This is a genomic window from Stutzerimonas stutzeri, assembly GCF_000590475.1.
Classification (GTDB): Bacteria; Pseudomonadota; Gammaproteobacteria; order Pseudomonadales; family Pseudomonadaceae; genus Stutzerimonas; species Stutzerimonas stutzeri_D.
The window spans coordinates 3287418-3311918 of the sequence record NZ_CP007441.1; the positions used below are offsets into that span (position 1 = coordinate 3287418).

Consider the following 24501-nt stretch of genomic DNA (forward strand, 5'->3'; position numbering starts at 1 on the left):
CCGGGGGTGGATTCAGCCTGACGGGATTGCTAGCCCAGCCTCAAACCCCACCGGTATTACAGGCACTCGCTCCAGCCCCTTCCCTAAAGGGCCGAGGTAAGCAAAAGCTGCCAATCGCGCGAATCGACTGCCACCGGCGGCAGATTATGCCGCCTCCACCCGCACCGGCACACCGTTGAGCGCCGCATTACCGGACAGTGCGTCCAGCTGACGCTCATCGGTCAGATCGTTGGCACTGGCTCCGGGCTGGCTGCTGGCAATGCCCATCTGCACACCGGGCCGAGCGTGGCCCCAGCCATGCGGCAGGCTGACCACACCGGGCATCATCTCGTCGCTGGCAGCTACTTCCACCTCGATCATGCCGACCCGCGAACGAACCCGCACACGCTGGCCATCGGTCAATTCGAGGCGACTCAAGTCCGCCGGATTCATCAGCAGCTGATGACGCGGCTTGCCCTTCACCAGGCGATGGTAATTGTGCATCCAGGAATTGTTGCTACGGACATGGCGGCGTCCGATCAGCACCAGTTGATCCGACTCCAGCAGCGGCGCGGACGCGAAGCGCTTAACGTCACCCAGGAACAGTTCCGGTGCGGCTTGCACCTGTCTGCTCGTTGTCTTCAGGCGGCCGGCGAGATTCGGTTGCAGCGGCCCTAGATCCAGGCCGTGCGGGTAATCACGCAGTTTGGCGAGACTCAGGCCAGCCGCGCTGCCGTCGCCATGCGGACCGGCACGCAAGCCCAGATCGATCATGTGCTCAGGGGCCATGGTCGATTTCAGCTCGATTCCGGTACGCGCCGCGAACGCCTTGGCCAGCCCGACGAAGATTTCCCAGTCATGCAGCGCACCCGCCGGCTTGGCGAGCACGGCTTCGTTGAAACGGGTGACGTTGCGCACCGCGAAGACGTTGAAAGTGGTGTCGTAGTGATCATGCTCCAGCGGCGCCGTCGGCGGCAGGATCAGATCGGCGTAACGGGTGGTTTCGTTGATGTAGAAATCGATGCTGAGCATGAACTCCAGCCCGTCCAGCGCCTGTTCCAGCTGCCGGCCGTTGGGTGTGGACAGCACCGGATTACCGGCCACGGTGACCAGCGCGCGCACCTGCCCTTCCCCTTCGGTGAGCATTTCCTCGGCCAGCGCCGATACCGGTAGCTCGCCACCATATTCCGGCAGCCCCGAAACCCGGCTTTGCCAACGATTGAAGTGGCCGCCCGAGGTGCTGGCCACGAGGTCCACCGCCGGCTGGGTGCAGAGCGCGCCGCCCACCCGATCGAGGTTGCCGGTAACCAGATTGATCGCCTGCACCAGCCATTGGCACAGCGTGCCGAACGCTTGCGTGGAGACGCCCATGCGCCCATAGCAGACCGCTTTGTCGGCCGCTGCGAAATCCCGGGCCAACTGGCGAATCTGCTCGGCCGGCACCCCACAACGTCCACTCATCGCCTCGGCGGTGAAGGGCGCCACCGCTGCGCGCAGCTCATCCAGACCCTCCACGGGTAAATGACTGGCACGGCTCAGGCCTTCTTCGAACAGGGTATTGAGCAAACCGAACAGCAGCGCTGCGTCTTCGCCAGGGCGGACGAACAGATGCTGGTCGGCAATGGCCGCCGTTTCACTGCGACGCGGATCCACCACCACCAGTTTGCCGCCACGCGCCTTCAAGGCTTTGAGACGCTTTTCCACGTCCGGGACGGTCATGATGCTGCCGTTGGACGCCAGCGGATTGCCGCCCAGAATCAGCATGAAGTCGGTGTGATCGATGTCGGGGATCGGAATCAGCAGACCGTGGCCGTACATCATCAGGCTGGTGAGGTGATGCGGCAGCTGATCGACCGAGGTGGCGGAGAAACGATTGCGGGTCTTCAGCTGACCGAGGAAGTAGTTGCTGTGGGTCATCAACCCATAGTTGTGCACGCTGGGATTGCCCTGGTAAACGGCCACCGCGTTATTCCCATGGCGCTCGCGGATCTCGGCGAGGCGCTCGGCGACCAGCTCGAACGCAGCGTCCCACTCGATGGCCTGCCACTCGTTGCCAACGCGCCGCATGGGATGGCGCAGACGGTCCGGATCGTTCTGGATGTCTTGCAGCGCGACGGCCTTGGGGCAGATGTGGCCGCGACTGAAGCTGTCCTGCGGATCGCCCTTGATCGAAACGATCTGCTCATCACGGGTTTCGATGGTCAGGCCGCAGATGGCCTCACACAGATGGCACGCACGGTGGTGCTGGATCGATTCGCTCATCGCAGGCTCCGGAGGATTGTTCTTGTAATCCAATCACTCTAGGCCCACGACGACTAGGCAACAATCAATCACGCCCGGGTAAATGCCCGTCGATTCAGCAAGCCGATCTTGCATCCCGAACAAGCGCCTGGCAGATCAACGCGCGGCGATATGCGCCACCAGCAGCTGCACGCTTTCGCGGCCGCGGAATTCGTTGACGTCCAGTTTGTAGGCCAGATCGGCCCAACGCACGTTGGGGTTGGGCCAGACGTCTCGGTCGATATTGAAAGCAATGCCATCGAGGGTTAGCGAGCCGCATTCGCTCTTGAGCACCATTTTCAGGTGCTTCTCGCCAACCAGGCGCTGCTGCACCAACTGGAACACACCGTGGAACACCGGCTCGGGGAAATGTTGCCCCCAAGGGCCGGCGTTGCGCAGCGCCTTGGCCAGCTCGAGATGGAACTCCTCGATGCTCAACTGCCCGTCGGTGAGCAGCCGCCCGGTCAGATCGTCCTCGCACAGCTGCCGCCGCACTTCGGCATCGAAAGCGGCGGCGAACGCACCGAAGTTCTCCTGCGGCAGCGACAGCCCCGCCGCCATGGCGTGACCGCCAAACTTGCTGATCAGCCCCGGATGACGCGCCGCCACGGCGTCCAGCGCATCACGAATATGGAAGCCCGGCACCGAACGTGCCGAACCCTTGAGCACGCCTTCACCCGCATCGGCAAACGCAATGGTCGGGCGGTGATAACGCTCCTTCAGCCGTGAAGCGAGGATGCCGATGACGCCCTGGTGCCAGTCCGGCTCGAACAGGCAGAGGCCGAATGGCATGTCTTCGAGCGGCAAGTCCTTGAGCTGGGCCAGCGCCTCGCGCTGCATGCCCTGTTCAATACCCTTGCGGTCCTGATTGAGCTGATCCAGCTGCACGGCCATGTCCCGCGCCAGGGCTTCGTCTTCGCAAAGCAGGCATTCGATGCCCAGCGCCATGTCATCCAGGCGCCCTGCCGCATTCAGCCGCGGGCCGAGAATGAAGCCGAGATCGGTCGAGGTGATCCGCCGATGATCGCGCCCGGCGACCTCGAGGATTGCCCGCAGTCCAGGCCGCGCACGACCGGCACGTATCCGCGCCAGGCCCTGGTGCACCAGGATGCGGTTGTTGGCATCCAGCGGGACCACGTCGGCAACGCTGCCCAGCGCCACCAGATCCAGCAGTTCGCCGAGGTTCGGTTCAGCCCAGCCGGTGCGCGCGAACCAGCCCGATTCACGTAGCCGGGCACGCAGCGCCAGCAGTACGTAGAAAATGACGCCGACGCCAGCGATGCACTTGCTCGGGAAAGCGCATTCCGGCTGGTTGGGGTTGACGATGGCATCCGCTGCCGGCAGTTCGGGCCCGGGCAGGTGGTGATCAGTCACCAGCACTTTGAGTCCGGCCGCCTTGGCTGCCGCCACGCCATCGACGCTGGAGATGCCGTTGTCCACCGTCACCAGCAGATCGGGCTGGCGCTCCAGCGCCACAGCGACGATCTCAGGGGTCAGGCCATAGCCGTACTCGAAGCGGTTGGGCACCAGGTAGTCCACATGCGCGGCGCCCAACTGGCGTAAACCCAGCACGCCAACCGTGCTGGCGGTGGCACCGTCGGCATCGAAATCGCCAACGAAGAGGATGCGCTGGCGCGCCTCCAGCGCCTCGACCAACAGCGTTACGGCCGCATCGATGCCCTTTAGCTGGCCGTACGGGATCAACCGCGCCAGGCCCTTGTCGAGTTCAGTCACCGACTGCACGCCACGCGCTGCATAAAGACGTGTCAGGAGTGGCGGCAGGTCGCCCAGGTCAGGCAACAGCTCGGGCAACGGGCGGGGTTCAATGCGCATCTGGTCATTATCCGGTTCAGCGTGAGGCGTTCAGAGCGATGTCGCTGCGCGCGCGGCTTGGTCGTACAAGCCCGACATGGCACGCAGCATCCCGGCGAGACGGTGAATCTCCTCCGGGTCGATATTCAAGTTCTCGAAGGATGCGATCAGGCATTCGCGACGGATGTCGGCGTATTCCTGGCACAGCTCGCGGCCTTTGTCAGTGGTTCGGTAGAACATTTCCTTGCCCTGCTTCTCGCCCGTCACCAGCCCCAGTTTGCCGAGCTTCTTCAGCGCGTAGGTCACGGTGTGCGTGTCTTCGATGTTCAGCAGAAGGCAGATGTCCGCCTGTCGTTTGGCACGGCCGCGGCTGGTCAGGTTGTGCAGCACCATGACGTCCAGCGCATTCATTTCTACCGCACCGGAGGCCTTCATGCAGCGCTCCATCCAACGCATCAGCGCGGCACTGGCGATGATGATGCCGTATTCGAGTTCCGAGAGTTCCTGCGACTGCTCGGCGAGATGCGCCGACGCCACGATGGACGATCGCAACGGACGAGGGGATTTGGCGTCAACCATCTTGCGAACCATGAAAATGAAGGATGGCAACGGTTTGCCACCCTGATGAATCGGGTCCGCAAGCATACAGCAATGCGCACCGAGAGATCGTCCAGAGCAAATAAGAAAAATATTTATTGATAACTTATCGATAATTTATCATCGTATTTATCACGCACTGACCTGCCATTACGGGACAGCCCCCTTACGGAGAACCCATGAACGCTCTACTCCTGAATTGCGATATCGGTGAAAGCTTTGGCGCCTGGACCATGGGCATGGACGCCGAGGTCATGCCTTTCATTGACTGCGCCAACATCGCGTGCGGCTTCCACGCGTCGGATCCCCAGGTCATGCGGCACACCGTGGCACTGGCGACACAGCATGACGTACGGATCGGTGCGCATCCGGCTTATCCCGATCTGGTCGGGTTCGGCCGCCGCTCCATGGACTGCAGTCCGAAGGAAGTGGAAAACATGCTGCTCTATCAGATCGGTGCGTTGGATGGCATCTGCCGCGCCGAGGGCACCCAGGTTCGCTACGTCAAACCCCACGGCGCGCTGTACAACAACATGATGCGCCAGCCAGAACTGCTGCGCGCCGTGATGACCGCAATCGTCTCCTACGCGCCCTCGCTGCCGCTGATGCTGATGTCGACACGCGACAACAGCGCCAGCCAGACCATGGCGGACGAACTCGGCATCACGCTGTGGTTCGAAGTGTTCGCCGATCGGGCCTATGATCCGTCCGGCATGCTGGTTTCCCGCGCCCTGCCCGGCGCCGTCCATCACGATGCCGATACCGTCGCGGCCCAGGCGCTCAGCCTGGCCAAGGGCGAACCGCTGACTGCCAGTGATGGCAGTGCATTGGTTCTGCGTGCCGACACGCTCTGCGTGCACGGCGACAACGCCGGCTCGGTCGCTGCGGTGCAGCGCATCCGCCAGGCACTCGAGGGCCTGGCGGGATGAAGCCGCGTATCGAAGTGGTCGGCATCGACAGCCTGATGCTGCGCCTGTTCGATGAGATCGACGAAGCTCATATGCCCTGGCTGCTGGCCGCCGCCACCCGTCTGCGTGAGGCCTTCGGTGGGGCGCTGATCGACCTGGTGCCCTCCTACACGACGCTTCTGGTGCACTACGACCTGACACAACTGGACGACCATCAGGCGCGCCAATGCATCGCCGATGCCCTGTATGAATTGAAGCCGGACGCGGGTAGCCAGGCGCGCGAGCTGAACATTCCGGTGTGGTACGACCCCAGCGTCGGGCCCGAACTCGAGGCCCTCGGTCAGCGCAGCGGCTTGGGCGTATCCGGTGTGATCGAGCACCACAGCAGCCGTACTTATCAAGTGTTCGCCCTGGGCTTCGCACCGGGATTCGCTTTCATGGGGCTGGTCGACGAAATACTCGCCAGCCCCCGCTTGCAGACGCCCCGTAAACAGGTGCCGGCCGGCAGCCTAGGCATTGCCGATCGCCAGACCGCGATCTATCCGCTGATCTCGCCTGGCGGCTGGAACCTCATCGGCCGCAGTCCAACCCGGTTGTTCGATCGCGACATGGACGGTTACAGCATCTGGCAGCCTGGAGACCACGTGCGTTTTCAGCCGATCGAGCACGCTGAATTCATTCGCCTCGGTGGCGACGACAGCCCCTTCGAGGTGACGCCATGAGCCTGCTGATCGAACGCAGTGGCGTGCTGGCCAGCTTGCAGGACGCAGGCCGGTTCGGCGTCCGTCATCTGGGCGTAACCCAAGGCGGCGCCGCTGACTGGGTGTCCCAGGCCTGGGCCAACTGGCTGCTGGGCAATCCGCTGCAGGCCGCCACAGTGGAGATCACCCTGGGCAGCCTCGTCCTGCTCGCCGAGACCGACACGTGCCTGGCGCTATGCGGAGCCGACCTAGGCGCCACACTGGATGACCAACCCCTTGCGCCGGGTCGCAGCTTCAACATCCGCAGGGGTCAGCGCCTGAGCTTCGCCCAGCCCCGTCAGGGCGTACGCGCCTATCTCGCCGCGCCTGGCGGGTTCGCGGCGCCGCAGCTGCTCAGCAGCTGCGCCACGGTGCGTCGCGAAGCGCTGGGCGGTCTGCATGGCGACGGCCGGGCGCTCGCGCCAGACGATCGGCTGAGATGGAATGGTATAGCGCCCCAACCGCGCACCCTGGATGCCAGCCAGACGCTGCCGCTGGTTACTCCCGATGCGCTGCCGGTAGTACTGGGCGCACAGATCGGCGACTTCAGCGGGCAGAGCCTGTTCGATGTATTCAACCGCGAATGGACGGTGGACCAGCGCGCCGACCGCATGGGTATCCGCCTGCTTGGCCCGGTGCTCCGCAGCTCGCGCCAGTCGATGATTTCCGAAGGCGTGCCGCTGGGGGCCATTCAGGTCCCACCGGATGGCCAGCCCATCGTGCTGCTCAACGACCGGCAGACTATCGGTGGCTATCCGCGGCTCGGCGCCCTGACGCCGCTGGCGGTCGCTCGGCTGGCTCAGTGCATGCCGGGAACCAAACTGCGGCTTAAACCAGTGTCTCTGGAGCGCGCGCAGAACCAGCAACGCGGGCTGGTTGGCAGCTGGCGTGGTCTGGCCTCTCGATAGCGAAGCGAATCAACGGACCGTATTACCGAACGCTATAGACAACCCAAAGGTGAGCCGACCCAGACCAAACCACGCAAAACCCAAAAACAACAATTACAAGAGAGTCCGGTTCACGCCCGGCTGCATTCCTACCTGCCCCAACGCCAATAAAGAAAGGTACTCCAATGCACCCCACACCCAGCGCTACCCCTGCGTCGCAACGCAACGTCTTGCGCGGCGCCATCTTCATCATGGCAACCTCGTCGATCGGCCCCGCGTTTCTGACCCAGACCTCGCTGTTTACCGAGAAGTACCTGGCGAGCTTCGCCTTCGCCATCGTCATTTCGCTGCTGATCGACATCGGCGCCCAACTCAACATCTGGCGCATCATCACGGTCGCTAATCTGCGTGGGCAGGACGTGGCGAACCGCGTCATTCCCGGCGTCGGCCATCTGATCTCCGCATTCATCGTGCTTGGCGGCATTGCGTTCAACATCGGCAACATCGGTGGCGCTGGACTGGCGATGAACGTGATTTTCGGCGTGCCGCCGGTAATCGGTTCGCTGATCGCGGCGGTGCTGATCATCGGCATCTTTCTTCTGCGCAACGCCAAGAATGTTATGGACTCGGTGATGCAGGTGCTCGGACTGATCATGCTGTGCATGATCGGCTACGCCATGCTGCAATCGAGCCCGCCGGTCATGGAAGCCTTGAACCGCAGCTTCAATCCCGATGACCCGCTAATTTTGCTGCTGCCGATCGTGACGCTGGTCGGCGGGACCGTGGGTGGCTACATCTCTTTCTCGGGCGGTCATCGGCTGGTGGAAGCCGGCGTCACCGGCTTACAGAACGTGGGCGTCGTGACACGTGCCGCGGTGACCGGTATCGCGACGACGGGTGTCGTGCGCATCTGCCTGTTCCTGGCCGCCCTGGGCGTCGTCAGTCAAGGCCTGAGCCTGGACCCCAGCAACCCTGCCGCGTCGGTGTTCTCCCATTCGATGGGTACAGTGGGTTACAAGATTTTCGGCGTGGTGCTGCTGGCCGCTTCAGTGTCTTCTGTGATCGGTGCCGCGTATACCAGCGTGACCTTCATGTATTCGCTGCATGAGAGCATCCAGCGCAACAATCAACGCGTAGTGATCGCCTTCATCGCCTGCTCGACGCTGGTCTACAGCCTGGTGGGCCAGCCGGTCAAAGTGCTGGTCATCGCCGGTTCGCTGAATGCCTTGGTGTTGCCGCTGGCGCTGGGTTGCATCCTCTGGGCCTCCAAGAAGCCGAGCATCGTCGGCGATGGATATCGCCATCCCACCTGGATGTTGGTGTTCGGCCTGCTGGCAATGATCGCCACGGCGGTTGGGGTGGTGATGTCATTCAGCGCATTGGTGCAGTTCTGGCAGTCGTGAATCAACGCCCGCCGGGTAGCAAGGCCCGGCGGACCGCTCGATTAGCCGCGCTCGCCAATCAACCACTCGAGCGGGATTTCGTGCTGGCCGCGCTCGTCGGTAATGAACAGTCCGCCCTCGCTGATCATGACACTCCAGCTGATGGCCCTTGGCAGATCACGCGCTACGGTTTCCAGCGCCTCCTGATCAACCGCCACCACGTTGATCTTCTTCAGACTGCGCACACTGTCGAGCACCTTGGTCTGCCAGACACGTAGATTGCCGTAGGCCACCAGGCTGAACCGCTCGGTGCGGCGCGAACACCAGGTGATCCGCTCGGCGTCTGGCTGCCCGACTTCGATCCAGTGCAGCACTCGGTGATCCAGGCTTTTCTCCCAAAGCGCCGGCTCGTCAATATCCGATAGCCCACGGCCGAAAGCCAGCTGCTCGCCATACCAGAGCACATAGGCGATTAACCGGGCGGCGAGACGCTCTTCGGTTTCCGACGGATGTCGGGCAACCGTAAAGCGCAGATCCTGATAAACGTGGCGATCGAGGTCGGTGAGATTGATCTCGACTTTATAGGGCGTGGCTTGCAGGGCCATAACGGCTCCAGACGCAAAAAAAGGGGACGCAGTTTACCGCATCGCGCGTCCGGACCTTCATCCGTCAAGTGCATTGTCGGGTCGTTCAATGCGCATGCATGGCCAGAAACGAGTAATCACAGCCCGAGCGCTTCCCGACGAGCGATCTTTGACAATCATTCTCATTCTGTTTAGCATCTCAAACATCGCAGACCCAACGGGTAGTTCCTATGTACGTGTGCCTTTGCCAGGGTGTTACCGACGGCCAGATCCGTGAAGCCATCTACGAGGGCTGCTGCAGCTATCGTGAGGTGCGCGAAGCCACCGGCGTTGCCAGTCAGTGCGGCAAATGTGCATGCATTGCCAAGCAAGTGGTCCGGGAAACACTGAGCAATGTACACGGCGCTCAGGCATCCCTGGCCTACCCTGCCGGCTTCGTTCCCGCCTGATAGAAACAGCATATTTCGGAGCCGGGCGATGCCCGGCTTTTTTCTGTCCGTAAATCAAAGCGTTGCTATCCAGTCGCGGAACAGACGTATTCTTATTCAGTTTTACCCTTTTGCATTCAACGACTTAGGTTTGACAGCCTACTGGTTCGTGGCCAGACTGCTTGCATCAAACAATTGATTCAACGCAGGACACCGACATGAAAGGCGACAGGCTAGTCATTCAGCACCTCAACAAAATTCTCGGCAATGAGTTGGTCGCCATCAACCAATACTTTCTACATGCACGCATGTACGAGGACTGGGGTCTCGGCAAGCTCGGCAAGCATGAATACGATGAATCCATCGATGAGATGAAGCATGCCGACAAGCTGATCAAGCGAATCCTTTTCCTCGAAGGTCTGCCCAACCTGCAGGATCTTGGCAAGCTGTTGATCGGCGAAAACACGCGTGAAATGCTCGACTGCGACCTCAAACTGGAACAGGGCGGCGTCCAGGATCTGAAGGTTGCAATCGCCTATTGCGAGAGCGTCGGGGACTATGGAAGCCGCGAATTGCTGGAAGATATTCTGGAGTCTGAGGAAGAGCACATCGATTGGCTGGAAACTCAGCTGAGCCTGATCGACAAGGTCGGAATGGAGAACTACCTACAGTCCCAAATGGACGAATGATTGACCCGTCTGCTTTGAAAATGAAAGCCCTTGGCTCCCATTTTCGTTTTTGGTATCGCTGCTTGTTCTGTATCGGCGGCATTGGCTGGGTGGAGAAATACGTTTCCGAACAGGCCAAGCACAAAAAACCCGCCATTCGGCGGGTTCGGATCAACTCTCGAGATCAGGCGCCGGCTTTCTGCACGGCTTCTTTGATCAGCGGTTGCAGCTCACCTTTCTCGAACATTTCCAGAATGATGTCGCTGCCACCGACCAGCTCGCCGTCGACCCACAGTTGCGGGAAGGTCGGCCAGTTGGCGTATTTCGGCAGGTTGGCCCGAATCTCGGGATTTTGCAGGATGTCGACATAGGCGAACTTTTCGCCACAGCCCATCACAGCTTGTGTCGCGCGGGCGGAGAAGCCGCACTGCGGCGCGTTGGGCGAGCCTTTCATGTACAGCAGCACCGGGTTCTTTTCGATCTGCTCTTTGATGGTTTCGATGATATCCATGGGGCACCTCGGCTAGTCACGGTTGGCGCGCATTGTACAGGAACAACAGGTTAAAAGCCGAGTCGCGGGGTCGGCTTTTCTGTGCCGTCACCGACGAGCGCTCGCTTGTGGGCCACGTTTCTGGCGTGCTGAGGCCGATTTGCGCCCGCGAAGGCTTTCTGGATAAGATCGCGCCTTTCCCGTTTCGTCGCTTCTGGTGCGACCCCTGTCGTAGGCCCTCCTTTTTTCTCGAAAAAACCTCTGGTCTCGATTGCGGCAATAAAGGTAGTTGATATGAGCGCAAGGCACTTTCTCTCACTGATGGATTGCACGCCCCAGGAGCTACTCGGCCTGGTTCGTCGCGGCATCGAGCTGAAGGATCTGCGTGAGCGCGGCATTCTGTTCGAGCCGCTGAAGAACCGGGTTCTGGGAATGATCTTCGAGAAAGCCTCGACGCGTACTCGCCTGTCCTTCGAAGCCGGCATGATTCAGCTGGGCGGTCAGGCGATCTTTCTCTCGCCTCGCGATACCCAACTGGGGCGCGGCGAGCCGATAAGCGACTCGGCCATCGTCATGTCGAGCATGCTCGATGCGGTCATGATTCGCACCTTCGCTCACGCCACCCTGACCGAGTTCGCGGCCCACTCGTCGGTACCCGTCATCAATGGCCTGTCCGACGATCTGCATCCGTGCCAACTGATGGCCGACATGCAGACGTTCCATGAACATCGCGGCAGCATCGCTGGTAAAACCGTGGCCTGGATCGGCGACGGCAACAATATGTGCAACTCCTATATGGAAGCGGCGATTCAGTTCGATTTCCAGTTGCGTATTGCCTGCCCCGAAGGCTACGAGCCCGAGGGCGAACTCCTGGCCGAAGCTGGCGATCGGGTACAGATCGTTCGCGACCCGAGAGAAGCGGCTGCAGGCGCTCATCTGATCAGCACCGATGTTTGGGCCTCGATGGGCCAGGAAGACGAAGTAGCCGCGCGTATCGCCACCTTCCGCCCTTACCAGGTCGACCGCGCCCTGCTCGACGTGGCGGCAGAAGACGTGCTGTTCATGCACTGCCTGCCGGCTCACCGTGGTGAGGAGATCAGCCAGGACCTGCTCGACGACAAGCGATCTGTCGCCTGGAAGCAGGCCGAAAATCGTCTACATGTGCAGAAGGCCCTGCTTGAATTTCTGGTCGAGCCGGCCTACCACCACGCATGAGTCACCTATCGCTGCTGCATCTGCGCAACCTGGACTGCGGCTATGGTGGCCAGAGCGTGGTGCAGAACCTTAATCTGCACCTCAACCGTGGTGATATCGGCTGTCTGCTGGGGCCTTCAGGCTGCGGCAAGACCACCACGCTGCGCGCCATCGCCGGTTTCGAGCACGTCAACGAAGGCGAGATCCAGCTGGGCGACGTCGTACTTTCAAGACGCGGCTTCACGCTCTCGCCGGAAAAGCGCCGGATCGGCATGGTGTTTCAGGACTATGCCCTGTTCCCTCACCTGACAGTGGCGGAGAACATCGGCTTCGGCATCCGTAAGCATCCCCACGCCCAGCGTATCGTTCGTGACATGCTCGAACTGGTGCATCTAACGCCCCTGAGCAGACGTTACCCGCACGAGCTTTCCGGAGGCCAGCAGCAGCGCGTCGCGCTCGCCCGTGCGCTCGCCCCCGAACCCGAGTTGCTGCTACTCGATGAGCCTTTTTCCAATCTCGACGGCGATCTACGGCGTCGCCTGAGCCACGAGGTGCGCGAGATCCTCAAGACACGTGGCACCAGCGCGATTCTCGTCACTCATGATCAGGAAGAAGCCTTCGCGGTCAGCGATCAAGTCGGCGTATTCAAGGACGGTCGGCTGGAGCAGTGGGACACACCGTATAACCTCTACCATGAACCGCTTACGCCCTTCGTCGCGAGTTTCATTGGCCAGGGATATTTCATTCGCGGCCAATTGCTTGATCCCGAAACGGTACAGACCGAACTTGGGGTCATTCGCGGCAACCGTGCCTACACCATGCCGGCCGGCAGTTCGGTGGACGTTCTGCTGCGTCCGGATGACATCGTCTATTCGCCGCAAAGCACGCTCAGGGCACTTATCGTCGGTAAGACCTTCCTCGGAGCCTCGACCCTTTACCGCCTGCAGCTGCCGACCGGAAATCAGCTCGAGGGGATCTTCCCCAGCCATGCCGACTACCCGACCGGACAGGAAGTCGGTATTGGCATCGCCGCTGACCATCTGGTGGTGTTTCCTGCGCAGGGCAGCATTGCCGCCCACGAAAAGCTGCCGGAAGCGGGCGTGCGCCGCTATAGCAGCAGCGTCTGATCGTCAGGCAGTCGCCGCTCAAGGGCCCGCCTGGCCCTCCACTTCGCTGTCGTCACGAGCCTAAAGGCGCCGAGCCCGAAAGAACTCGCTCAGCATCGCGCTGCACACATCCGGCATAACGCCCCCTTCGACCAGCACGCGGTGGTTGAGAAATGCTTGGGAAAAGAACTGCCCGCGACTGATCGCCACACCAGCCTTGGGCTCCGTAGCGCCGTACACCACTCGCTGTATACGTGAATGCACGATCAGTCCGGCACACATGCTGCAAGGCTCCAGCGTCACGTACAGCGTGCTGCCCGGCAGTCGGTAGTTCTCGATACTCGCTGCTGCGTCACGGATCGCCACCATCTCGGCATGTGCGCTGGGATCGTGGCGGGAGATTGGGCAGTTGAATCCGCGGCCGATAATCTCGCCATTCTGCACCACCACCGCCCCTACCGGAACTTCGCCCAACTGCGCGCCTTCGGCAGCCAGCGCCAACGCCTCATGCATAAAGTCTTCGTCACGAGAACGATCGATGATCACGGGTCTCTTCATTTCAAATCCAGCTCAACCACTCCAAGCACTCCGCCGTCCCTTGTTTCTTTGAGTCGCGGCTGCAACGGCTACACCACTTCGATGGCCGCCATCAGCCCGGTCTCCATATGATCGATGACATGGCAATGGAACATCCACACACCTGGATTATCCGCGACCAGGGCGATTCTCGCCGTCTCGTTCTTGCCCAACAGATAGGTATCGGTGAACCAGGGCTCGATTTTCCTGCGATTGGACGAGATCACCTTGAAGGTCATGCCGTGTAAATGGATCGGGTGCTGGTACTGGCTGAGGTTGCGCAGTTCGAAAATATAGTGGCCATCCTTCTTCAATGTCGCGATCGGTCGCTCCGCGCAGGTCTTGTCGTTGATGTCCCAGGCCTGGCCGTTGACTTGCCAGAAGGTGAAGGAATCGTCCTGTCCCGCGTCGCTGGATAACGTACCGGCCCACTCGAAGTTGAAGCGCAGTGTCTCGGCCTGCTGCAGGTCAGGCTCGGCCACCGGGTTGGGCGAGAGGGGCGCCGGCCAATCGGTCGCATGCTCCCCTGTTGCGACCGAAGCGAGCGTCGCCAGCCGCAGCGGACCGTTGCGCAGGGACAATTGTTCGCCGGCAGGCGGAACCTTCAGCGCAAGGTCCAGGCGCATGCCGGGACCCATCCAGTAAGCCTTGCCCAGGTCGCGCGGCGGGATCGGATGGCCATCGATCGCGTAGATCCGCGCCTCCCCCGCCGACAGATTCAGTCGGTAGGTCAAGGTGTTGTCGAGATTGAGGATGCGCAGTCGCACGACCTGCCCCGCAGGGAGCTCTATGGTCGCTGCGTGCTCGCCGTTGATTGTCGAAAAGACGCCCGGCGTACCGCCGCGCGCGGCCTCGCGAGGCACGCTGAAATCGGTGAAGGCGCCTTGCTTGTCCACATGCCAGCTCTTCAGGCTCAACGTGCGTTCATGACGGAAACCGCTCGGCTCACGCTCCTCGACGATCAATGGACCCACCAGGCCGCGACCAAGCTGCTCAGCGCTGGTGGTATGCGGGTGGTACCAGAAGCTGCCAGCATCCTGCACCTGAAACAGATAGTCGAACGATTCGCCCGGCAGCACCGGCAACTGCGAGACATAGGGGACCCCGTCCATATTCAGCGGCAAACGGATGCCATGCCAATGGATGGTGGTCGGTTCCGGCAGATGATTGATGAAGCGCACCCGCAGCCAGTCACCTTGTCGTGCACGCAATTCGACACCGGGCGCCTGGCCGCCATAGCACCAAGCGGGCGTCCGATGCCCGGAAACCAGCTCTACGTCCAGCGGGGCGGCAATCAGTTCGTAGTCGTGGCTGATCGTATCGGCCGGGCGTGCCAGCCAATAGCGCGCTCCACCACCCACGACGCCTAGCACCCCCAAACCAGCGAAGCCCGCCAGCACCTGTCTTCGGGTTAAGGTCATAGTGAATCCCATAAAAAACAGCTACAAGCGTGCTTTGGCTTGCAGCGTAAAAGGAATAGATCGCATTTGCGTCATGCTACAGCTTCCAACCATTTCGAACACCTGACGCCCGGCAACCAGACCGTCTGTATTTCGCAGCGAACCCTCCGTGCCGGCTTCCGTCTACTGAATGGACAATGATCGAGATAATGGAAAGGAGCCACCCATGCATACCACCGCAGCCCATGCCAAGGGCGACCTCAGCAGAGGCATCGTCTGGCTCGCCCGCAGCGGATACGCCGCGCGAGGCGTCGTCTACCTGATCGTCGGCGCATTCGCCTTCATGGCCGGCATTGGCAGCGGTGATACCGTTGGGACCAAAGGCGCCATCCAGCAACTATTGGGGCAACCCTTCGGCGAGGCCTTGCTCTGGATCATGGTCGTCGGTCTCGTGGCATACGTGGCTTGGCGCCTGACCCAGGCCATCACCGATCCGGAGGGACACGGCACCGACGCGAAGGGCCTGCTGATTCGCGCAGGACTGCTCGGCAGTGCCATAGCCTACACACTTCTGGCGCTGTTCACCCTCGGCCTGCTGGGCAGCTCCATTGGTGAATCCGCCGGTGGCGGCTCCGGCAACGGCGATTTCCTCTCAGGCCTGCTCGGTTGGAAATATTCCAATTACCTGGTCTATGTCGTCGCGTTAGTTCCGCTTGGCGTGGGTATCGCCCATATCATCAAGGGTTGGAAAGCCAAGTTCGAAAAGTACTTCTATGCCTCTGAGGATGTCATGCGCTGGGTTCGCCCGATTTCACGCGCTGGGTTAATCGCGCGAGGGGTCGCGTTCCTGATCGTCGCTGGCATGTTGTTCAGCGGCGGCGCACGTTATGAGCCCACGGAGCCACCCGGCCTGCAAGAGGCCTTGAACGCGCTGCAGAACCTGCCGTTCGGCACCTTCTGGCTATCGCTGGTGGGTCTCGGGCTGGTGGCCTTCGCCCTGTACAGCATGTCAGAGGCGATCTGGCGCCGAATCGACATGCCCGCGGTCATGCATTGATCGCCTTCCAGCACGACCAAGCCCCGGGATGGCCGGGGCTTGATCTTCGATCGATCGGCTAGCCGATCACTCCCACTCGATGGTCGCTGGCGGCTTGCTCGACACATCGTAGGTGACGCGGGAAATGCCCTCGATCTCGTTGATGATGCGGTTCGAGACTTTCTCCAGCAGCTCGTACGGTAAATGCGCCCAGCGTGCGGTCATGAAGTCGATGGTTTCCACCGCACGCAGCGCGACGACCCAGGCGTAGCGGCGGCCATCGCCGACCACACCGACCGACTTGACCGGCTGGAACACCACGAAAGCCTGGCTGGTCTTGTGATACCAATCGAAGTTGCGCAGCTCCTGGATGAAGATGTGGTCAGCACGACGCAGCAGGTCGGCGTATTCCTTCTTTACTTCGCCGAGGATGCGCACGCCCAGCCCCGGGCCCGGGAACGGATGGCGATAGACCATATCGAACGGCAGGCCGAGCTCCAAACCGATTTTGCGGACTTCATCCTTGAATAGCTCACGCAGCGGCTCGACCAGCTTGAGGTTCATTTCCTCCGGCAGGCCGCCAACGTTGTGGTGCGACTTGATCACGTGAGCCTTGCCGCTCTTCGCACCGGCGGACTCGATGACATCCGGGTAGATGGTGCCCTGCGCGAGGAACTGGATGTTATCGAGCTTGCTGGCCTGCGCGTCGAACACGTCGATGAAGGTGCGCCCGATGATCTTGCGCTTCTTTTCCGGGTCGGCTTCGCCAGCCAGATTTTCGAGGAACTGCGCTTCCGCATCAGCACGGATCACCTTGACGCCCATGTTCTCGGCAAACATCGCCATGACCTGGTCGCCTTCATGCAGGCGTAGCAGGCCATTGTCGACGAACACGCAGGTCAGCTGATCGCCGATGGCCTTGTGCAGCAGAGCCGCGACCACCGAAGAATCGACACCGCCGGAGAGGCCCAGCAGTACATTGGCCGAACCGACCTGCTTGCGCACTTGCTCGACCAGATCATCGACGATGTTGGAAGGCGTCCACAGCGCTTCGCAGCCGCATATCTCCAGCAGGAAGCGTGACAGGATGCGTCCGCCCTGACGGGTGTGAGTCACTTCCGGGTGGAACTGCACGCCATAGTAACGACGATCATCGTCGCCCATCGCGGCAATCGGGCAGCTCGGGGTGCTGGCGAGAATGTGGAAGCCCTGCGGCAGCGTCGTCACCTTGTCGCCGTGGCTCATCCAGACGTCGAGTCCGAACACGCCGTCGTCATCCATATGATCTTCGATGCCATCGAACAGCTTGGACTTGCCGACCAGATCGACCCGCGCGTAGCCGAACTCGCGCTCATCGGAACCCTGCACCTTGCCGCCGAGCTGCTCGGACATGGTCTGCATGCCATAGCAGATACCGAACAACGGTACGCCCAGATCGAACGCCGCTTGTGGGGCGCGCGGGCTGCCTTCAGCATGCACCGACTCCGGGCCGCCGGCCAGGATGATGCCGCGCGGATTGAAGGCGCGGATATCCTCGTCGCTCATATCGAACGGGTGCAGTTCACAGTAGACACCGATCTCGCGAACGCGACGGGCGATCAGCTGGGTGTACTGGGAACCGAAATCCAGGATCAGGATGCGGTGGGCGTGAATGTCAGGATGGGACATGGCCGTCTCTCGTAGCGGAATTCACAAATGACACGGGGCTGAATCGAACAGCCCCGTGACTAGATATTTTTTCAATAATCGATTTGCCACGTCGCGAGTACAGGGCCAGCTAGGCGGAGAGAGACGAGTAAGCGGAGTTTGCTGTAGCAAATGAGCATTCGGGTTTCTCTCCAACAACGCTGGCAAAAGCGCAGCAGCGGCAAATCGATTTTTCAGCCGACCCGGTAGTTCGGTGCTTCCTTGGTGATCTGCACGTCATGCACGTGAGACTCGGCCATGCCGGCACCAGTGATGCGCACAAACTGCGGATGGGTCCGCATATGGTCGATGGTGGCGCTGCCGGTGTAGCCCATGGAGGCGCGCAGGCCGCCCATCAGTTGGTGGATGATCGCTGCCAACGAACCCTTGTACGGCACGCGGCCTTCGATACCTTCGGGCACCAGCTTCTCGGCACCGGCGGAGGAGTCTTGGAAATAGCGATCGGAAGAGCCCTGCGCCTGGGACATCGCACCCAGCGAACCCATGCCGCGGTAGGCCTTGTAGGAGCGGCCCTGGAAAAGCTCGATCTCGCCCGGCGCTTCTTCGGTACCGGCGAACATGGAACCCATCATCACCGCGTTGGCGCCGGCCACGATGGCCTTCGACAGGTCACCGGAGAAGCGAATGCCGCCGTCGGCGATCATCGGCACGCCAGTGCCTTCGAGGGCGGCCGATACGTTGGCGATAGCAGAGATTTGCGGCACGCCGACACCCGCGACGATGCGAGTGGTGCAGATCGAGCCCGGGCCGATGCCGACCTTTACCGCATCGGCGCCAGCCTTGACGAGGTCCAGCGCGGCTTCGGCAGTGGCGATGTTGCCGCCGATCACCTGAACCTTCGGGAAGTTGTCCTTAACCCAACGCACGCGATCAAGCACGCCACGCGAGTGGCCATGCGCGGTGTCGACGACGATCACGTCGACGCCGGCTGCAGCCAGCGCCTCGACACGCTCAGCGGTGTCGGCACCAGTGCCAACGGCGGCACCCACACGCAGGCGACCCTGGTCGTCCTTGGACGCCAGCGGATAGGTCTTGGCTTTTTCGATGTCACGGAAAGTGACCAAGCCGCGCAGGTGGAAATTGCTGTCGACCACCAGCATCTTCTCGATGCGGTGCTCGTAGAGTTTGGTTTTGATTTCTTCGAGGCCGGTGCCTTCCTGTACGGTGACCAGCTCTTCCTTCGGCGTCATGATCGCGGCGACCGAATCCCCCGCGTTCGGCGTGAAGCGCAAGTCACGACCCGTGACGATACCTACCAGCTCCTGACCGGAGACTACCGGGAAACCGGAGAAGCCCAGTTCGCGCGCCTTACGTAACAATTCACTGATCTTCGTCTCCGGAGTCACGGTGACCGGATCGTGAACGATCGCCGTTTCGTGGCGCTTGACCTTGCGTACTTCAGCGGCCTGCTGCTCGACGTTCATGTTCTTGTGAATGATGCCGATGCCGCCTTCCTGCGCCATGGCAATGGCCAGGCGGGCTTCGGTGACGGTGTCCATTGCAGCCGAAACGAGGGGAATGTTCAGCTCGATTTCGCGGGTCAGGCGGGTCTTGAGGCTGACATCCTTCGGCAAAACCTCGGAATAACCCGGGATCAGGAGAACGTCATCGAAAGTCAGGGCTTCTTGGCTGATACGCAGCATGGCGGGGGCTCCCAGGCGGGAAAAAGGAAGCGCGGCATTATACCGAGCACGGGCGCATGGCTCAATCAAACAATGCGCCGCCACGGCACCAATGAACAGCCTCCGACACGCCGCCCGGCGCTAGTAGGCGACCTCCACCAATGCGAGCGGATACCCGAGGCGCTCAGTGAACTCCTCGATGAAGGAGCGGCGGAAGTACCGGCCTGGCCAGTTATTGAAGATGAACCCCAGATCCGAGAAGCCGCAGGGTTGGCTGAAGGGGAAGCCGTTGATGTCGTCCTCGTGCCCGCACTCCGGGCAGATGAAATTCTCCGTTTCGCCCGGCATCCACTCTTCCAGATGCTCCAGCAGCGCTTCGCCGATCTGCTTGCGGCACTCGGGGCAGCGCGCTCGCCCTTCAAAGCCACGCTCGGGTGTATAGATGCAGCGGTCGGTTATGATTTCCAGGCCGTTGCGCACCAACTCGTAGGGCAGCAAGGCGGCACCGGCAGGCTCCAATACCTCGTCAGCCCGCGGACCAATGCCGTAGGCCAGGCGGCCCGGTGCCGAACCGCACGCGGACAGCTGCGGGAGGATGATGCCGCGCTCCACCAGCCAGCGCTGGATTACCCGTGCGCGTGACTGGGCTCCCGGGTAGCTGGAAATCTTCGGCACGATGATGAACTGCTGATCGCTCATGGACGCTACGTCTGAAGGAAAGCGCGCAGCTTAATCGGCCATCGCCTCAGGTCAAGCCGGAGCCAAAGCGGTCGCGACATTCGCGGACAATGGAGCAAGACAGCCCATGCGGGTGAAGCGCCCAGCGTCTTGCCGTATCATCCCCGCCATGCTCAAAGACCCTTTTCAACGCCTGAACCTCGACCGCGAAGTGCTGACTGTCAGCCAGCTCAACGGTCGCGCGCGGCTGCTGCTCGAAGACGTGTTCGCCCAGGTCTGGGTGGAAGGCGAGATTTCCAACCTGGCCAAGCCCGCCTCCGGCCACATCTATTTCACCTTGAAAGACAAGAGCGCCCAGGTCCGCTGCGCGCTGTTCCGGCAGAATGCGCTACGTGTGCGTCAGGCGCTGCGCGACGGGCTGGCGGTGAAGGTGCGTGGGCGGGTGTCGTTGTTCGAGGGGCGTGGTGACTACCAGCTGATTCTCGACAACGTCGAGCCTGCTGGCGACGGTTCGCTGCGCCTGGCGTTCGAAGCATTGAAAGACAAGCTCAGTGCCGAAGGCCTGTTCGACGCCGCCGGAAAGCGCGCCCTGCCCCTTCACCCACGTCGCATCGGTATCGTCAGTTCGCCCACCGGTGCGGTGATCCGCGACATCATTTCGGTGTTCCGCCGACGTGCGCCGCATGTCGCCCTGACCCTGGTGCCGACGCCCGTGCAGGGCCGTGAAGCGACGGCTCAGATCGTTCGCGCACTGGAACTGGCCGACCGTGGCGGCTTCGATGCGCTGATCCTGGCTCGTGGTGGCGGTTCGCTGGAAGACCTCTGGTGCTTCAACGAGGAAGTGGTCGCGCGGGCTGTGGCCGCCTGCGAGACGCCGATCGTTTGCGCGGTCGGCCATGAGACCGATGTTTCGATTGCCGACTTCGTCGCTGACGTCCGCGCGCCAACCCCATCAGCTGCTGCCGAACTCCTGGCGCCCAGCAGCGCGGATGTGCACCGACGCCTGGAGGGGCTGCGCCAGCGTTTGTGGCTGCGAATGCGCGATCGTCTGCACCGCGACGCCGCTCGCCTGGACAGCCTGACTCGACGTCTACGCCATCCCGGCGAGCGCCTGCAGCAGCAAGCCCAACGCATCGACGACCTGGAGGCGCGCCTGCTGCGTGGAATAGACCGGCGGCTCTGCGCCGGTCAGGAGCGCCTCGCTCGCTTCGAAACTCGTCTAGCCGGACAACACCCGGGGCGATCGTTGAATCTCCTGCGCCAACGGCTCGAACATTTGTCGAGCCGACTGCCCCGCGCCATGCAGGACACTTTAAAAGGCCAACGTCAACAGCTGCTGGGGCTGGCGCAGACGTTGAACGTCGTCAGCCCGCTCGCCACCTTGTCACGAGGCTACAGCATCCTGCTCGATGAGCGCGGCCAGGCGATCCGCCGAGCCGACCAGACCCAGCCCGGTCAGCGCCTGAAAGCGCGCCTGGGAAATGGCGAGCTGGATGTGCGTGTCGAGGACAATCACCAGACGCCGGTAACGTTGTCGCTGCTGGACTGATCAAAAACACATTACTCGGAACTCCCATGCGCTTCGCCCTTACCCTGCTCATCTGCCTGACACTCCCCGCCCAAGCGGAAGGCTTCCTCACTCGCCTGTTGAACAAACCTGTGCCGGGTGGCGTAGCCGTGATTGACCTCGGCAACGATGCCAGCGCGCCGAAAGCGCGTTACGACGGCAAGCCCGTGCTGGTGGTGCGCGAGGACGATCAGCGATGGATTGCCATCGTCGGAATTCCGCTGGCGGTTAAAGCCGGCCAGCAATCCTTGGACGTTGACGGCAAGGCACATAGCTTTCGTGTCGAGCCCCGCACCTATCGCGAGCAACGCATCACCTTGAAGAACCAGCGGCAGGTCAATCCGAACCCTGCCGACCTCAAACGCATCCAGCGCGAGCTGGACGAGCAGACCCGCGCCTACCGTCAATTCAGCCCGCGTCAGCCAAGCAATCTGCTGTTCGACAAACCGGTCAACGGCCCGCTGTCTTCGCCATTCGGGCTGCGTCGATTCTTCAACGGTGAGGAACGCAATCCACATTCCGGGCTGGACTTCGCCGCCAAGGCCGGCACGCCGATCAAGTCTCCCGCCGCCGGCAAGGTGATCCTCACCGGCAACTATTTCTTCAATGGCAACACGGTGTTCGTCGACCACGGCCAAGGGCTGATCAGCATGTTCTGTCACCTGTCGAAGATCGATGTAAAGGTGGGCGACGAGCTCGCCCGCGGCGCCGTGCTGGGTAAAGTCGGCTCGACCGGTCGAGCCACTGGCCCGCATCTGCACTGGAACGTCAGCCTCAACGACGCGCGTATCGATCCATCCATTTTCATCGGTGCGTTCAAGCCCTGATCAATTCAAGGACAACGGCATGCTTATCAACGCGCAGGACTCCACCCTCGTCATCATCGACATCCAGGAACGCCTGTTCCCTGCTATCGAGGGCCACACGGCGTTGGCCGAGCATAGCGCCTGGCTGATCCAAGTCGCTCAGCGTGTCGGCGTGCCGGTTCTGCTCACCGAGCAGTACAGCAAGGGGCTGGGACCGGCGATCGCCTCGCTACGCGATGGGATGGCCGAGGAGGCGATCATCGAGAAGCTGCACTTTTCTGCAGCGCGAGACGGCGAGCTGTTCAAGCGGCCCGGTGGGGAGCGCACGCAATTCGTGATCAGCGGAATCGAAACCCACATCTGCGTGCTGCAGACCGTGCTCGACCTGCTGGCTCGTGGCAAACAGGTCTTCGTCGTCGAGGAAGCCGTCGGCTCGCGCCGCGCCAGTGACAAGGCGCTCGGCCTGGCGCGCATGCAACAGGCCGGCGCCAGCATCGTTTCGCGCGAAATGGTCGCCTTCGAGTGGATGGAGCAGGCCGGAACCGAGCTGTTCCGCGGTATCAGCCGAGAGTTCATCCGCTAATGCAGATGCCCAAGGGCATGCAACTGCTATCCAATGCCGACTGACGGAGAGCCCCAATGCAGGAAGAATGGAACGTCTGGCTGGAATGGCTGAGCGAGCACGCTGAGCTTCAGATGCTGGTGGCCAGCGCCGCGTTGGTGTTTGCCGCCTGGCTTGCCAATTGGGTGGTCAAGCGAATTCTGGTGCGCGGCCTGTACAAGGTTCTGCGTCATGCCCGTGAGACCGAACTGCAGGACTTCGGGATCATCCGCCGACTGTCGAACATTGTTCCGGCGCTGGTGTTGTCAATTGGCGTGAACGCCGTGCCAGGCCTTCCCGAGGCGGCCATGACTGTGGTGCGCAACGTCTGTGGCGGTTTCATCGTTCTCACCATCGCGTTAGCCCTGGGCGCCCTGCTGGACATCATCAACATGATGTACCAGCGCCGAGCCGACGCGCATGTGCACCCCATCAAAGGTTATCTGCAAGTCATCAAAATCGTGATCTATGCGATCGCCACCATTCTCGTCATTGCAACATTGATTGACCGCTCACCGCTGATTCTGCTGTCCGGCCTCGGCGCCATGGCCGCGGTCCTGCTATTGATATTCCAGGACACTATCCTGTCACTGGTAGCCAGCGTGCAGATCTCGTCAAACGACATCATCCGCGTCGGTGACTGGATCGAGATGCCGCAGCTCAACGCCGATGGCGATGTCATCGACATCGCACTGCACACCGTGAAGGTGCAGAACTGGGACAAGACCATCACCAACATCCCAACCAAACGCTTCATCAGCGACTCGTTCAAGAATTGGCGAGGCATGCAACAAAGCGGCGGCCGGCGGATCATGCGCAGCCTCTATCTGGACCAGCAGAGCGTGCATTTTCTCGATACCGAAGAATGCGAGTACCTGCACCGTTTCAACCTGCTTGATGACTACCTGACTGACAAGCGCCGCGAGATCGACGACTGGAATGCAAAGCTCGAGAAACGCGGCAAGGAGCCGGTCAATACCCGGCGCATCACCAACATCGGCAGCTTCCGGGCTTACGTCGAACACTACCTGCGCAGTCACGGCGGGATTCATCAGACCATGACCCTGATGGTGCGCCAGCTCAGCCCGACACCCGATGGACTACCGCTGGAGATCTACTGCTTCACCAATACCGTGGCCTGGACCCAGTACGAGGCGATCCAATCGGACATCTTCGACCACTTGCTGGCCATCCTTCCGGAATTCGGCCTGCGCGTTTTCCAGCACCCGAGTGGCAGCGATGTGCGAGATTGGCGCGATTCACTGCGCCAGCCCGGCGCGCCAGCACTGCAGCAACCGAAAGAACATCCGGCCGAGAAGCGAAGCTAATTGCAGGTCGGCACTGAGCACGAGGCCGCCGGCGCGGCCTCGTGCACCGCTCATGCGTGATCCCTAAACGGCAGCGCCAATCCACGTCCGGAGCGAGGCGCCACTCATCCTTACTGCCGCAGTTA

General features: G+C 61.5%; 23 protein-coding genes. 13 read left to right on the forward strand and 10 right to left on the reverse strand.

What is annotated here, in order from left to right; all coding sequences use genetic code 11:
• Positions 1–144 precede the first annotated feature (144 nt).
• The 3 genes from CH92_RS14905 to CH92_RS14915 form a co-directional block, all read right to left on the reverse strand.
• The gene (locus CH92_RS14905) at positions 145–2241 is read right to left on the reverse strand and encodes a molybdopterin oxidoreductase family protein (RefSeq protein ID WP_025242570.1); all 2097 of its coding nucleotides are present in this window, start codon (positions 2239–2241) and stop codon (positions 145–147) included.
• A gap of 135 nt (positions 2242–2376) precedes the next feature.
• A complete protein-coding gene (gene recJ / locus CH92_RS14910) occupies positions 2377–4092 on the reverse strand; it encodes a single-stranded-DNA-specific exonuclease RecJ (protein ID WP_025242571.1) in 1716 nt (571 codons plus the stop codon).
• Positions 4093–4122: 30 nt separating this feature from the next.
• Entirely contained in the window at positions 4123–4650 is a 528-nt protein-coding gene (locus CH92_RS14915; protein WP_025242572.1) for a winged helix DNA-binding protein, read from the reverse strand.
• 197 nt (positions 4651–4847) lie between these two features.
• Here CH92_RS14915 and CH92_RS14920 point away from each other — a divergent pair, with 197 nt between their 5' ends.
• The 4 genes from CH92_RS14920 (at position 4848) to CH92_RS14935 (ending at position 8606) form a co-directional block, all read left to right on the forward strand.
• Positions 4848–5597, forward strand: a complete 750-nt coding sequence (locus CH92_RS14920) for a 5-oxoprolinase subunit PxpA (RefSeq protein ID WP_025242573.1) — start codon at positions 4848–4850, stop codon at positions 5595–5597.
• On the forward strand, positions 5594–6298 hold the full coding sequence (pxpB, locus tag CH92_RS14925; RefSeq protein WP_025242574.1) for a 5-oxoprolinase subunit PxpB: 705 nt from the start codon (positions 5594–5596) through the stop codon (positions 6296–6298). Before CH92_RS14920 ends, pxpB begins: the two co-directional genes overlap by 4 nt.
• Positions 6295–7224: a biotin-dependent carboxyltransferase family protein gene (locus CH92_RS14930; RefSeq protein WP_025242575.1), complete on the forward strand. Its 930-nt coding sequence runs from the start codon at positions 6295–6297 to the stop codon at positions 7222–7224. Before pxpB ends, CH92_RS14930 begins: the two co-directional genes overlap by 4 nt.
• A gap of 164 nt (positions 7225–7388) precedes the next feature.
• Positions 7389–8606: an NRAMP family divalent metal transporter gene (locus CH92_RS14935; RefSeq protein ID WP_025242576.1), complete on the forward strand. Its 1218-nt coding sequence runs from the start codon at positions 7389–7391 to the stop codon at positions 8604–8606.
• 41 nt (positions 8607–8647) lie between these two features.
• On the opposite strand, the gene CH92_RS14940 is transcribed toward CH92_RS14935, so the two are convergent.
• Entirely contained in the window at positions 8648–9190 is a 543-nt protein-coding gene (locus CH92_RS14940) for a YaeQ family protein (RefSeq protein WP_025242577.1), read from the reverse strand.
• Between the two features lie 209 nt (positions 9191–9399).
• On the opposite strand from CH92_RS14940, the gene CH92_RS14945 reads away from it, so the two are divergent.
• Both CH92_RS14945 and bfr read left to right on the forward strand, forming a co-directional pair.
• A complete protein-coding gene (locus CH92_RS14945) occupies positions 9400–9618 on the forward strand; it encodes a bacterioferritin-associated ferredoxin (protein ID WP_025242578.1) in 219 nt (72 codons plus the stop codon).
• Between the two features lie 197 nt (positions 9619–9815).
• The gene (bfr, locus tag CH92_RS14950; protein WP_025242579.1) at positions 9816–10286 is read left to right on the forward strand and encodes a bacterioferritin; all 471 of its coding nucleotides are present in this window, start codon (positions 9816–9818) and stop codon (positions 10284–10286) included.
• A 163-nt stretch (positions 10287–10449) separates the two neighbouring features.
• Here bfr and grxD read toward each other — a convergent pair whose 3' ends face one another.
• Positions 10450–10776: a Grx4 family monothiol glutaredoxin gene (gene grxD, locus CH92_RS14955; protein WP_025242580.1), complete on the reverse strand. Its 327-nt coding sequence runs from the start codon at positions 10774–10776 to the stop codon at positions 10450–10452.
• A gap of 273 nt (positions 10777–11049) precedes the next feature.
• Between grxD and argF the strand changes: the two genes are divergently transcribed.
• Both argF and CH92_RS14965 read left to right on the forward strand, forming a co-directional pair.
• The gene (argF, locus tag CH92_RS14960) at positions 11050–11970 is read left to right on the forward strand and encodes an ornithine carbamoyltransferase (protein ID WP_025242581.1); all 921 of its coding nucleotides are present in this window, start codon (positions 11050–11052) and stop codon (positions 11968–11970) included.
• Complete coding sequence (locus CH92_RS14965; protein WP_025242582.1) at positions 11967–13076, forward strand: ABC transporter ATP-binding protein; 1110 nt, start codon at positions 11967–11969, stop codon at positions 13074–13076. The genes argF and CH92_RS14965 overlap by 4 nt, the downstream gene beginning before the upstream one ends.
• Positions 13077–13136: 60 nt before the next feature.
• Here CH92_RS14965 and tadA read toward each other — a convergent pair whose 3' ends face one another.
• On the reverse strand, positions 13137–13613 hold the full coding sequence (tadA, locus tag CH92_RS14970) for a tRNA adenosine(34) deaminase TadA (RefSeq protein ID WP_025242583.1): 477 nt from the start codon (positions 13611–13613) through the stop codon (positions 13137–13139).
• Between the two features lie 68 nt (positions 13614–13681).
• Complete coding sequence (locus tag CH92_RS14975) at positions 13682–15052, reverse strand: multicopper oxidase family protein (RefSeq protein WP_025242584.1); 1371 nt, start codon at positions 15050–15052, stop codon at positions 13682–13684.
• Between the two features lie 205 nt (positions 15053–15257).
• Here CH92_RS14975 and CH92_RS14980 point away from each other — a divergent pair, with 205 nt between their 5' ends.
• Positions 15258–16088, forward strand: coding sequence for a DUF1206 domain-containing protein (locus CH92_RS14980; protein WP_025242585.1), 831 nt, complete (start codon positions 15258–15260; stop codon positions 16086–16088).
• A 66-nt stretch (positions 16089–16154) separates the two neighbouring features.
• Here the strand turns inward: CH92_RS14980 and guaA are convergent, their stop codons facing one another.
• The 3 genes from guaA to CH92_RS14995 all read right to left on the reverse strand — a co-directional run bounded on the left by guaA (position 16155) and on the right by CH92_RS14995 (position 20095).
• Complete coding sequence (gene guaA / locus CH92_RS14985; RefSeq protein ID WP_025242586.1) at positions 16155–17735, reverse strand: glutamine-hydrolyzing GMP synthase; 1581 nt, start codon at positions 17733–17735, stop codon at positions 16155–16157.
• Positions 17736–17947: 212 nt separating this feature from the next.
• Complete coding sequence (guaB, locus tag CH92_RS14990) at positions 17948–19417, reverse strand: IMP dehydrogenase (protein ID WP_025242587.1); 1470 nt, start codon at positions 19415–19417, stop codon at positions 17948–17950.
• A gap of 120 nt (positions 19418–19537) precedes the next feature.
• Positions 19538–20095, reverse strand: coding sequence for a hypothetical protein (locus tag CH92_RS14995; RefSeq protein ID WP_025242588.1), 558 nt, complete (start codon positions 20093–20095; stop codon positions 19538–19540).
• Positions 20096–20243: 148 nt separating this feature from the next.
• Here CH92_RS14995 and xseA point away from each other — a divergent pair, with 148 nt between their 5' ends.
• From xseA to CH92_RS15015, 4 genes are read left to right on the forward strand one after another with little or no spacing between them, the layout of a single operon-like run.
• Positions 20244–21623 (forward strand): exodeoxyribonuclease VII large subunit, encoded by a 1380-nt coding sequence (gene xseA / locus CH92_RS15000; RefSeq protein WP_025242589.1) that lies wholly within the window; start codon positions 20244–20246, stop codon positions 21621–21623.
• 26 nt (positions 21624–21649) lie between these two features.
• A complete protein-coding gene (locus CH92_RS15005; RefSeq protein WP_025242590.1) occupies positions 21650–22468 on the forward strand; it encodes a M23 family metallopeptidase in 819 nt (272 codons plus the stop codon).
• Between the two features lie 19 nt (positions 22469–22487).
• The gene (locus tag CH92_RS15010) at positions 22488–23030 is read left to right on the forward strand and encodes a hydrolase (protein WP_025242591.1); all 543 of its coding nucleotides are present in this window, start codon (positions 22488–22490) and stop codon (positions 23028–23030) included.
• A 56-nt stretch (positions 23031–23086) separates the two neighbouring features.
• Positions 23087–24376, forward strand: a complete 1290-nt coding sequence (locus tag CH92_RS15015; RefSeq protein ID WP_025242592.1) for a mechanosensitive ion channel family protein — start codon at positions 23087–23089, stop codon at positions 24374–24376.
• Positions 24377–24501: the final 125 nt, after the last annotated feature.